The sequence below is a fragment of the Methanobrevibacter sp. YE315 genome (genome assembly GCF_001548675.1).
GTDB lineage: Archaea > Methanobacteriota > Methanobacteria > Methanobacteriales > Methanobacteriaceae > Methanocatella.
On record NZ_CP010834.1, the window covers coordinates 1,473,822 to 1,485,324 of the forward strand.

General features: G+C 30.9%; 10 protein-coding genes. 2 read left to right on the top strand and 8 right to left on the bottom strand.

The window, feature by feature from the left end:
• Positions 1-53 precede the first annotated feature (53 nt).
• The 7 genes from TL18_RS06545 to TL18_RS06575 form a co-directional block, all read right to left on the bottom strand.
• Positions 54-896 (bottom strand): aldo/keto reductase, encoded by an 843-nt coding sequence (locus TL18_RS06545; RefSeq protein WP_067043169.1) that lies wholly within the window; start codon positions 894-896, stop codon positions 54-56.
• Positions 897-1,452: 556 nt separating this feature from the next.
• Positions 1,453-2,310 (bottom strand): methanogenesis marker 8 protein, encoded by an 858-nt coding sequence (locus TL18_RS06550; RefSeq protein ID WP_067043172.1) that lies wholly within the window; start codon positions 2,308-2,310, stop codon positions 1,453-1,455.
• A 23-nt stretch (positions 2,311-2,333) separates the two neighbouring features.
• Positions 2,334-3,821 (bottom strand): sodium-dependent transporter, encoded by a 1,488-nt coding sequence (locus tag TL18_RS06555; RefSeq protein ID WP_067043175.1) that lies wholly within the window; start codon positions 3,819-3,821, stop codon positions 2,334-2,336.
• Positions 3,822-4,051: 230 nt separating this feature from the next.
• On the bottom strand, positions 4,052-4,480 hold the full coding sequence (locus TL18_RS06560; protein WP_067043178.1) for a hypothetical protein: 429 nt from the start codon (positions 4,478-4,480) through the stop codon (positions 4,052-4,054).
• A gap of 31 nt (positions 4,481-4,511) precedes the next feature.
• Positions 4,512-5,663, bottom strand: coding sequence for a tRNA uracil 4-sulfurtransferase ThiI (thiI, locus tag TL18_RS06565; RefSeq protein WP_067043181.1), 1,152 nt, complete (start codon positions 5,661-5,663; stop codon positions 4,512-4,514).
• 32 nt (positions 5,664-5,695) lie between these two features.
• Entirely contained in the window at positions 5,696-5,896 is a 201-nt protein-coding gene (gene thiS / locus TL18_RS06570; RefSeq protein ID WP_067043184.1) for a sulfur carrier protein ThiS, read from the bottom strand.
• Between the two features lie 8 nt (positions 5,897-5,904).
• Entirely contained in the window at positions 5,905-7,218 is a 1,314-nt protein-coding gene (locus tag TL18_RS06575) for a GMC family oxidoreductase N-terminal domain-containing protein (protein WP_067043187.1), read from the bottom strand.
• Positions 7,219-7,601: 383 nt separating this feature from the next.
• On the opposite strand from TL18_RS06575, the gene TL18_RS06580 reads away from it, so the two are divergent.
• Together TL18_RS06580 and TL18_RS06585 are read left to right on the top strand one after the other, a co-directional pair.
• Complete coding sequence (locus tag TL18_RS06580; protein ID WP_067043191.1) at positions 7,602-8,612, top strand: 7-cyano-7-deazaguanine synthase; 1,011 nt, start codon at positions 7,602-7,604, stop codon at positions 8,610-8,612.
• A 96-nt stretch (positions 8,613-8,708) separates the two neighbouring features.
• Positions 8,709-9,155 (top strand): GNAT family N-acetyltransferase, encoded by a 447-nt coding sequence (locus TL18_RS06585; RefSeq protein WP_067043194.1) that lies wholly within the window; start codon positions 8,709-8,711, stop codon positions 9,153-9,155.
• 246 nt (positions 9,156-9,401) lie between these two features.
• Here the strand turns inward: TL18_RS06585 and TL18_RS06590 are convergent, their stop codons facing one another.
• Positions 9,402-11,171, bottom strand: a complete 1,770-nt coding sequence (locus tag TL18_RS06590) for an FUSC family protein (RefSeq protein WP_067043197.1) — start codon at positions 11,169-11,171, stop codon at positions 9,402-9,404.
• Positions 11,172-11,503: the final 332 nt, after the last annotated feature.

Below are 11,503 nucleotides of genomic sequence, written 5' to 3' on the forward strand. Positions count from 1 at the left end.
TAAATAGATTTAAAAAAAGAAAATAATGTAAAAAATAATTAACTAAATCTGTCTTAAATTATCTCTTCATTAAATTCTTCAACAGTTTCAGGGTCAGTATGGTCAATGAAAGGACTCTCACCCCTATCTATTTCTTTTATCTTTTCAATATCTGTTTTTGATAATTTAAAATCAAAAATATCAATATTTTCTTTCATTCTGTCTTCACGAACAGATCTGCATGCAATGGAAATATCCCTGTCAATAAGCCATCTTAAAATTACTTGTCCAGTACTTTTTGAATATTTGTCAGCTATTTCCTTGAGTATTGGATTTTCAAAAAGATTATCCATACCCTCTGAAAACGGTCCCCATGCCTGATGTGAAACTCCTAATTTTTTCATAACCTCATTAGCTTCATATTGTTGGAAATACGGAGTTGTTTCAACCTGGTTTACTTGTGGTAAAACATCATTATTCATCACCAAGTCAATCAATCTGTCCGGATAAAAATTGGATAAACCGATAGATATTACCTTTCCTTCTTTTTGTAAGTCTTGCAATGCCCGGTATGACCCATAATAATCTCCATAAGGTTGGTGAATTAAAAGTAAATCAAGATAATCAGTTTGCAGGTCTTCCAATGTTTTATTAAATGCTTTAATTGTCTTGTCGTAGCCCGCATTACTTACCCAATTTTTACTTGTTAGAAATATCTCTTCTCGAGGAACATCCGATTCCTTAATGGCTTTTCCAACTTCTTTTTCATTATAATATATTTGTGCGTTATCAATTGCCCTATATCCAATATCTAATGCTTTTAATACAGCTTCTTTAGTTTTATCAATGTCTATTTCATAAACACCAAAGTTTAAAGCAGGTATTTTCTCCCCATTATTCAATTTAAAATATTCCAAAAATAATTCCTCCTTAATGCCCTGTGTTAAAAAAGGTAAAATCATAAGTTTTTATATTATTTGAAGCTATGGATTCTACAGATTCACAAGCGATTTCATTAAATATATCACCAAAACTACCTTTGATATTTAATAGTATATACATAAATCAGTAATAAACTTTTACAAAATGTATATATTTTAAAATAAAAATATAACTTTATATATTTCGAAAAGATAACACACAATAAATGTGCAATTCACCTCCCGAATATTTTGTTTTTAGAAAACACTTTTTAATTACTGTTATAATTTAAAATAAGCCACATATTGGTTTGTTGGCAGAATTCAAATTTATTGAAAAGTTATTATACAAAAGCAAACAGGACTATATAAAAGCTAAGTTTATAATTAGGAATGAAAACATTATAATGAAGTCAAAAAGTCGTAGCAAAAATATTTGGAACAACTTCGGCAATATTTCAATGCATTCTCGAATATAATTTATTAAGATGAGCAATAGGAAGCAGAAGTAAACATTTCTTCTAAAGGCCTTTTTAAACTTCACTTATTTCTTTTAAATTAAATCATATGAAATATCATCCTTATTTCGTGGATAATTATTATTGGATAAAGGTTTACCTATCTTTTTAAGTCTATTATCCAATAATTCACGTCCCTTTTCGCTGGCACAGAATATCGGAACTTTCAATCCATAATAATAAGGTTTGTATTTATCGGTATAATCTGAAATGGATTTTGATGAGCAAGCGGTTACAATATCTGCATTATCAAATAGCATTTTAGCATCATCAGGACTTGTTCCGGTTGTATGTGCAACGAGAATATACACATTTACATCATCATCTATAGGATAATTTCTAATTTCTTCAACCATTGGTGAAGAAAGTATTGTTATTGCAATATTTTTGTATCCTTCATCTAAAGCCAATCTTAATCCTTTTAATTGATTTAACTCAGCAGTATCTGGGTTTAAAATTATACAATCCTTTTGTTGTAACTTTTCAATTACTTCAGGAATTGGAGTAGTGCTTATAATACCAGATACTCTTGCGCCAACACCCTGTACAACACGAGGATTGACCATGACTAACGTTCCAGCTCCTTCACAAGCTCCTACAACACAATCAATGTTTCCCAATTCCATGTTGGTTTTTAAAATTTCAGATATCCCTACTGTAATGGAATCATCCATTTCTATTATTCTTTGTGGTGTGCACATTCCAAAGTCTTTGATTCTGAAATTGATGTTTTTGCGTATGAATTCCTCGTTTAATTCCTTTACTCCATGCATTGCATGAAACATTGGACAGTATTTAACGCCTGAAGAGGGTCCAATTTCAGTTATTTCACCATTTTCGATTACTACACGCACTTTTCCGAGTGCTTCTATTACATGTCTGTCTTCAACCATATAAATCACCTATTCATTACTGTTCATATTCTCTCCTGTTTTTCATTCCAATTTTCATCTTTAGCTGGCAAGATTGTAAAAATTAAAGTTGTAACCAACAAAAATATTCCACATAAAACTGATAAAATCAACTGACTGAAAGTCCAGTTAGGTACAACATCTATAATTCCTCCAATCCAAATAATTAAAATAAACATTGGAAGAATATATTTTACAATAATCAACCACCATTTGCCGAGTTTAAATGTTTTGCTTCTGGAATTTAAAAAGTCAATTAATTTTTCAGCTTTAAACATCCAAGCGAAAATAATACATTCAAAAAATATGGCCAATAGTAATGCTATAAGATTTATGAATGTATCTACATATTCAAGTAAAGTTTGACCGAATGACGTTGCAAAAGGCATAGCCAAGAGCGCTCCAACAATAATTAAAAATGTTATTGTTTTGGATCTTGAGATATTGAATTTATTTTGAATTGAAAATGATAATGGTTCAATTGAGGATAAAATACTTGTAAATCCCGCTAAATAAACTGTTAAAAAGAATAATGGTCCTAAAATAAAACCCCACTGACCTAATATATTAAATACTGTTGGATAAACAATAAATACAATACCAATCCCCTGCGTTACCAAATCATGAACAGCAGTTCCTGAATGCAGAGACATATAACCTAAAACTGAAAATACTCCTAAAGCAGCAATATTTTCAAATATTGCATTAGCAAAAGTTATTATTAGGGTATTTGTAATTAAATCCGTATCCTCTTTAATATAACTTGCATAAGTAAATGAAATTGACATGCCCAGACTAATAGAAAATATAATTTGAGCAAATGCAGCCATCCAAATATCAAACTTTGTCAATAACTGCCAATTAGGATTGAACAATTCATTTAACCCAATAGCTGCACCAGGCAAAGTTAAAGAAAATCCAACTAGAGCCATCATTACAATAAATAATAATGGAACTAATACTTTAGAAACATTGCCTATCCCTTTTTCCAATCCTCGATGTGAAATAAACCAAATAATTATCCATACAATTGCTATGACAATTCCTATTAATGGAATGAAATTCAATAAACCTGTGAAATTTTGTGAAGACTGTAAAAGTGTTGTTGCAAAGTATGCATTAGGATTAGAACCCCAAGCTTTAGAAAAACTTAAAACTACATAAAGTCCGTCCCATGCAAGGACTACTGAGTAATAAACTGTAAAAATAAAAACAGTAACTGGTATAAACCAACCTAGATATTGCCATTTAGAGTTAATTTGTGTAATAGCTTTTGCAAATGATGATTTGTAATTATATCCAACACCATATTCTAAAATTAAAAAAGGAATACCTAGCAATAAAATAGCTATAAAATATGGAATATAAAAAGTTCCACCTCCATTAGAATAAAGTACGTAAGGATATCTCCAAATGTTTCCAAGCCCTATTGCAGAACCTATCATTGCTAAAAGAAATGATAGATTGCTGTTCCATTCATTTTTATTAGACATAATATCAGATTAATTTATGTTTCAATTTTAAGGAAAATTATTTTTCTATTAATTAACAATTGTTATATTTCTTAATATTTAAAAGTTTTGCTTATTTTAAAAATATTACTATAAAAAATTCTCATTTTAATATATTCATAGTAAAAAGATATATGATTGAATATAATTTAGTTTATTTTTATGTACATATTAAAAAAAGATTTCATGTACTGAAAAAATAAAAACTTAAATTAATATTCTTCTTCAATATCACAAGGTTTTACCCAATCCTCACCATTTACAAGTGTTTCGATTGCATTTACAATACAATGAGGATTCCATCCGACTACTGCATCAGATTTTTCTTCTAATTCCTTTAGAATAAATTCCATGCCAAAAAAACGAACTAAAAGTAAAGGAATATTAAATTCATTTGATTTTTTTATCAATTCATTAAATGTCTCTTGATTATTATGATAAAGACCAAATAATAATATGATTACATCAATTTCCTTAAATAATTCATCTGTTAAATCATTATCTAAAGTATTATATTCATTATACAAAAAATTTTTTTGACTATCAATTCTTTCCTTATAAAACCCATATTGATTATCCGGATCATTTCCCTTGGTTATGAGAATATTATAGACTTTATTTTCATGATTTTCATCTGACAACTAATCACCTTATAATTTTAATTCTATTAATTTATAATCTTCGAATATTTTCAAAAGCTTTTTCAATTTCATTTTCCTGATTCATATCTTCACATGCTTTTTTTACATTGTCCAAATCGGCATGTGTTTGAGGATATCTTGGTACTGCACTGCATCCGCCATCATCAATCTTTGAGATTTCAAATGTTCCGATTTTTATTGCAATTTCCGTTATCTCCAGTTTATCAAGCCCCATTAATGGTGATAATATCGGTATGTCCACACCATAACGGGTAGCCAAAATGTTTGGTAGAGTTTGTGAGGCAACCTGACCTAAGCTACTGCCATCAACGATTGCATCAGCCCCTAATTTTTGAGCCAATTTTTCAGCAATCTTATACATTCCGGATTTGCATAAAACACAGGTCATTTTCTCTGGTGCATTCTGTTTAGCAGCAGTCAAATATTCCCCATAATCAATGACCCTTCTTTTTATCGGAGCACCATTTGAATAATTATCAAGCTGATCAATTAACAGATTAAAGTTTTCAGTAACTTTCGGGCCAGAAAATGGATCATTATTACAATGGAGCGCAATAACTTCACAGCCTCTCTTCATCATCAGATATGCTGCAACTGGAGAGTCTATTCCACTTGAAACCAGACAGACTACTTTACCCTGGGTTCCTAAAGGCAAGCCTCCAGGCCCCTTTATTTTTTCATGGAAAATATAGGTGTCATCTCCTCTGACTTCCACAAAGATTGTCAAATCAGGATTAGACAAATCAACAGGAGCATCAACAACATTTCTAACAATATTTCCACAGCGTGCAGCCATCTCCTGTGAAGAAAAATCATGTGACCCGACACGGCGACATTTAATGGCAAATTTAGTGTTTTTGTCTAACATATTTTCAGACATTAAATCCTCAGCATAAGAAGCCAATACATTATCAATTTCATTATAGGCAGTTCGTGTTGAAACTGCAGGGGAATATGATACAACACCAAATACCCTATTTAATTTCTCAATAGCCTCATCGAAATCTTTTGGATAAATATATATTCTTCCCTGATTTCTCTCAACTTTACATTCAAAAGTTGCTTTAATGTTTTTTACTAATTTTCTTTCAAAGCGTGCCCTAATTTTGGAACTTTTAACACCTATTTCTCCATATCTTGCGATAATCAAATCATAATTCATTTTTTCATCTCATTAATTGCATGTTATAACAGTCATCCGCCATAAATAATCTGAACCAATTGAATTTCATCTCCCTCATTTATAACAGTTTCTTCTATCGTAATCTCACCGTTTTGCTTTACGACAGTTGTTTGGGAGGATACTTCCAATTCGTTTAATAAATCTTTTATTGTAAAATTTTCCTTAAGTTGTCTTGTTTCATTTATATCTTTAAATTTTAATTTGTATTCCATTTTATCACTTAAATATTTTGATTGACTATTTTTGCCACTTTTTTGGCTATTGCAACTATTGTCAATATTGGCGGTCTTCCGGGAGCTTCAGGTATTACACTAGCATCTGCAACATATAAACCTTTGATTTCGCTTTCAAAGTTATTGTCTACAACTTCACCAATAGCCGCTGTCCCCCCAGGATGGGCTCCTTTTAGAGATGTTGTGACAATTGATTCAACAGGAACACCCATTTTTAACAATATATTAATTGCTTTTTGATAACCCGCTTTTATTAAATCAATGTCAACTTTAGTTAGAGTTTTTTCAATGTTTCCCTCTTTATCAATAGTTCCAATGCATGTATCTGCAAATTTAAGCATTAATCCAATGACATCCTTTTCACTAGCTTCAATACCCTTTTTCTTCATTAAAGGAAGCAATTGCATTGAATAGTGAGGTGATAAAAAGTATGGGCCGAATTCTGCTTTGATTCCCATTAACAGCTCATTTTTTAAATTTGCATCTTTCAGATATCCTCCAATAGTTGTGAAGATATCAAAAAATATATTGCCCCCTACATTTTTCACACCAGAGTTTTTCAATATTATTGGAGTATTGAGCGCTCCTGCTGCAAGAACTACTTTTTTTGCTTTATAAATATGTTTTTCGTTGTTTTTATTAATTCCAACAACACCCACGACCTGGCTGTTTTCGTGTAAAATTTCAAATACATTAAAATCGCAAACTATATCCGCACCATATTCAATAGCCTGATTTATAAAATGTGTCCCGTCCCACTTTGCACCAAAGATGCAACCGTTGACACATTTACCGCAGAGATTGCACTTTTCAAAGTTTATGAATTTCGGCATCGGCTCAACAATGTATCCCAATTCATCACCTGCCTTTGCAATCAATCGTGTTGAGTTCCCCCATAGATGTTTTGGAAAATAAGTGACATTCAACTCACCGCTTGCTTCCAGGAGTTCTTCAAAGATGTTTAAATTTTTATCTTCAAACTGTTGCATTATAGAGTTTGAATAACATCCGCTACATGAAAAACAGGCATTTCCTATGGATGCTGTTGTGGTTCCTCCAATTTCCTCAATGTTTGTTAATTCAAGAGGATAATCCAAAAATTCATAAACTCTCCTATCTTCATCGGAAAGATTATTTTTCAAATGAATTTTTTTGGTTTTCATATGTTCGACATAGCTTCCATCTTTTTGTTTGCTGCCTTTTTCTAAAATAAGAACCTTTCTTTCCTTTAAGGATAAATCTTTAGCCACAGTTGATCCTCCAGCCCCGGTTCCTATTACAATAACATCATAAATTTTCATCATCCTCCATAATTAACAATTGTTATATTATTTTTTAGTTATATAAGTTTTTCTAAACATCTCTAATCAATGTGATATATTGTTCAAAAATTAAATGGAGTATATTTCCAATTACAAAACATTTATATATCAAAATTACACAATTAATATTATTGGAAAAAATAACTATTGTTATATAGTTAATATTTCGAAGGGATTCTGTTTTTTTCCATGAGCTCGGGTAGGTCTTTAAAACTTGGATTGAAATATTCAAGTCAACCGTTTTATAATCTAAAAAGCTAAAATGAACTCTAGATTATAAAATCAACTCCTTAATAAATATTGGAAAAATAATAAAAAAAGAGCATCACTTGATGCTCTTAAATATTTTAAAAGAGGATACTATGAGCTTAGAAAGAAAAATTAACATTGTTAAAGATATTTTAAAAGATAAAAAAGTTGCTATCGGTTTTTCAGGCGGTGCAGATTCTACATTAATAGCTTACCTATCTTCAAAAGTTGCGGCAGAGACTTTAGCCATAACAATTGATAATCATCTATTGCCAACCGGTTTTGTTGAAAATACTAAAAATGTTGCCAAATCCTTTGGCATAAAACATGAAATAATTGACATCGATTTTTATCAAAAAGACTATTTTTTATTGAATGACTCTAAAAGATGCTATAATTGCAGGACATTAATGTATTCCCAAATTGAGAAAGCAGCCCACGAAAGGGGATATGATTTTATTTGCGATGGGAACAACATCAGTGATTTGGTTATTGACCGTCCGGGAATTTTAGTAACTTATAAAAAAGGGTTTAAAACACCTTTCATTGATGCCAAACTGACATCCAAAGAAATTCATGAATATTTAAACAAACATGATATTCCCTTTTCAAGATCCACAACTTGCCTTGCAACAAGAATTCCTACAGACACCCCGACCACCAAAGAAAAGATTTCAAGAATCAGCTGCTGTGAAGATTATATCTTGGAAAACACTTCTTGTGAAATAGTGAAAGTGAGGGATTTAGGAAAGTACGCTATATGTGAAGTGGATAAATTAAATGAACTATTTAATGACCATAAATATTCTTTAATCAGCGATGAATTAAAAAGGCAAGGGTTTGAAAAAGTCGCTTTAAATTTGTCTGAAATCGATGATGATGAATACATTAAAATCGAGTATAATGACGGGTCATTTTCGTATAAATTACCGTTTAGCATCAATTTAGAAAACAGCGAAAAGATATTGGATGGTGAGATAATCAATAAATCCCCTGAAAAGATTGAAACAAAAAATATTATTGTCAATGAAAACGGTCTGATTGAAGGAAATGACTTTAAAACTTATGATGATGCATTATATTCTTTCATGGAAATATTGCCTAAATTAAGAAGAAATGTTTAGGTGAAGAATGCCCATAGGCAAATAAAATAAAAGAAGTGATGAAATGACAATGCATTAATTGAAATTATTAAGTTCTACAAAAACCCAATGAATAATATGAAAACTGTTCTTACTGATGAAAAGGATGAAAGATTTCAGAATCTTGTATATGAATTGGATAAAGGATATTTTGAACGTATCGGAGAGGATTTGCGAAAATATGAAAGTTACAATGAGTTCAAAAATCCTCATATTGTAATATTGGCATTGGATGGAAATAATCCAGTAGCCTGTGCCAGCTATAGAATATTCTATGCGGATTCTGTTGAATTCAAAAGGGTATTTGTGAAAAAGGAATATCGCAAAAGAGGAATAGCTTATTGTCTTATCAGGACCCTGGAAAAATTAGCGATGGCAAATAATTTCAAATATTCCTATATAGTAACCGGAAAAAAGAATTTCGCAGCAATTAAATTATATAAAAAATTGGATTACCAAGTAATAGATAATTTTGGTCAATTTACTGATGATGATGTGGTTATTTGTATGAAAAAAGAATTTTAATTTCAACCAATAGACATATTAAATAATCTAACTAAAAATTATTTAAATTAATCTTTGATGATAATCAATATGGCTTATGAAATAGTTGTACCACTTATCGAAATTGAAAAATTTTACTTATCAACGCTGTCAGATTGGTTGAAACCCCCATTCATATACAAATCCACCATCTGACTGGCTTGTTCATAATCCACGCTTGCAAAGCCATTTTATCCAAAAAAATAGCTCATCATTTCCCACCTAATTTTATAATACCAATTCCTTCTCCTTTTTAAACATGTCAATTGCATATCTCATTGACCATGCCATTACACTCTCTTTTGAATCCAAATCCTCATTGGCATCAGCATCTTTATCTATTATATCCAATAAATTATTGTTCAATTCATCAGAACATCCATTAACGTCAAGATAAGATAAAATAAAATTACATAAATTTGAAATCATGAATTGCAGATTGTATAATTCCTTATTATCATCATTCACTTGAATGTTTTCACGGACAATGCTTTCAGAGACAAATAGGGTTGTTTTGTTCTCTACATTGCCTCCATGACATTTTTGCCTGATTAAATCAATTGACTTCTCATTGAGGCGATAGCAAATTTCCAAATTGTTTCTTGTTTCTTTTTCAACCGAATAAGGTAAAAACTTAAAGTTGAACAATGAAACCGCACCTACCCCAACAATTACCCACAATATTTTTAATGCGATAGCATCCGGAGCAGCAATATACGATAATGAAGTCATTACAGACATTAGTGTTGTCGCCGTGTTCCTAATTAACCTATCCTTAATTTTCCAAACGAAGACAAACAGACAACTGACAACAACAATAAAAATCACAGCCCCTTTGGATATTGGAATAACTGGCAGGAAAATCAGGAGAATTGCAAAAATAAAAATCCCTAAAAATGTTGCCTGAATACGTTTTCGAGCAGTATATGCCATATCATCAATATATGGCACCATCATTGAAACTGTTACAAAAAACAGCCATTTAGTAAATGGCAAATTGAAAAGCATTGTTAATACTTCCCATAGCAACATTATCACTGCCATTTTAAATGCGAATACAAATTTGACGGAACGGAAGTTGAACTGCCTTCTATTGAATGGTTTGAATAATTGGATTATTGTCTTTTTATACGGAATTGTAAACTCATCGCTTAAATCCTTATTCAGTTCATTGACAATGATTTCCAGATTCAATAAAATATGCTTCATTCCCATTGTCTTAATTTCGATTTCCTCAAAGACTTCCTCGATTTTAATCTCCCTAATTTCAGACAGGACTTTTTTAATGTATCTTAATTCATCATCGGATAAATCACTTAGAGAAAGGAGATATCCAACGGACTGGAACGCTTTTACAATATTGAGAATGGATTGCTGTTTTGGACTTGGGAAGTATTTATATTCAAAGCGATGAAACAAAGATAAATAAAACTCCTTTGCTATTTTAAAACTGTCCATAGAAACATCCTTGCCATCCAATTTCAAATCAATTGCCCTGTTCAGCTCTTCAACAAGATTATCCAATGTTTCCTTTGATAGGTTATGGTGTTTATCCCTATTAATGACAATATTTAATCCAACTATGAATATCGCTCCACAAGCCAATGCCATGAGCCTCAAAGGCAAATTTTCAAGCGTCACCGGATTTGCCGACATGATGAAATAACACAACAGATACGGCATGTAAATATCACTTCTAAACAGGTGATATGAGGAGAGTGTAGTTCCAAAAACAACTAAAAACGTCAAAATACAACTAACAATCGTTATCGGACTGTTCAGATATGAAACAATTCCCATAATCAGCAATAAACCTAAAACCTTAACAAAAGATAACCCCGGCTTATATGATAGGTCCTCATTTAGATTCATAAATGCTGCTATGATAATCATTACTCCTACTGAAGCATTTTTCCTTCCAAAAAAGATCATGTAAAAAAGCATTGCTCCAATCAATGCTGAAAACATGAATATTTTTCGTTTTTGACCCTTATCCATCTAACGCACCACATCCATTCAATAACCAAATACGATTAGGAAAAATCACCAGAAAAATAATTTAAACTCGAAAAAAAGCGTGCCGCTTACACTTACTTTTCAATCAACATTATCATAAAATTTATTTTATGTTGTTATTTAATTTTTTGGAAATTGATATGTTAAATTATTTAAACACAAAATCATCGCCGTTAATGTCAATGGCGTGTTTAAATCCTAATGAAAAAGCAGTGCCAACTTTAAAAAATTTATTTTTAATCCTAATCAACATTGCCCATTTTAGTTTTAAGGCACTCGAATTAAATCTTAAATTTTAAATATAATATATATTC

Bases quoted from the DNA above. Each gene is read 5' to 3' on its own strand.
- TL18_RS06550 (WP_067043172.1), bottom strand. From the start codon at position 2,310: ATGGTTGAAGACAGACATGTAATAGAAGCACTCGGAAAAGTGCGTGTA.
- TL18_RS06555 (WP_067043175.1), bottom strand. From the start codon at position 3,821: ATGTCTAATAAAAATGAATGGAACAGCAATCTATCATTTCTTTTAGCA.
- thiI (WP_067043181.1), bottom strand. From the start codon at position 5,663: ATGAATTATGATTTGATTATCGCAAGATATGGAGAAATAGGTGTTAAA.
- thiS (WP_067043184.1), bottom strand. From the start codon at position 5,896: ATGGAATACAAATTAAAATTTAAAGATATAAATGAAACAAGACAACTT.
- TL18_RS06575 (WP_067043187.1), bottom strand. From the start codon at position 7,218: ATGAAAATTTATGATGTTATTGTAATAGGAACCGGGGCTGGAGGATCA.
- TL18_RS06580 (WP_067043191.1), top strand. From the start codon at position 7,602: ATGAGCTTAGAAAGAAAAATTAACATTGTTAAAGATATTTTAAAAGAT.
- TL18_RS06585 (WP_067043194.1), top strand. From the start codon at position 8,709: ATGAAAACTGTTCTTACTGATGAAAAGGATGAAAGATTTCAGAATCTT.
- TL18_RS06590 (WP_067043197.1), bottom strand. From the start codon at position 11,171: ATGGATAAGGGTCAAAAACGAAAAATATTCATGTTTTCAGCATTGATT.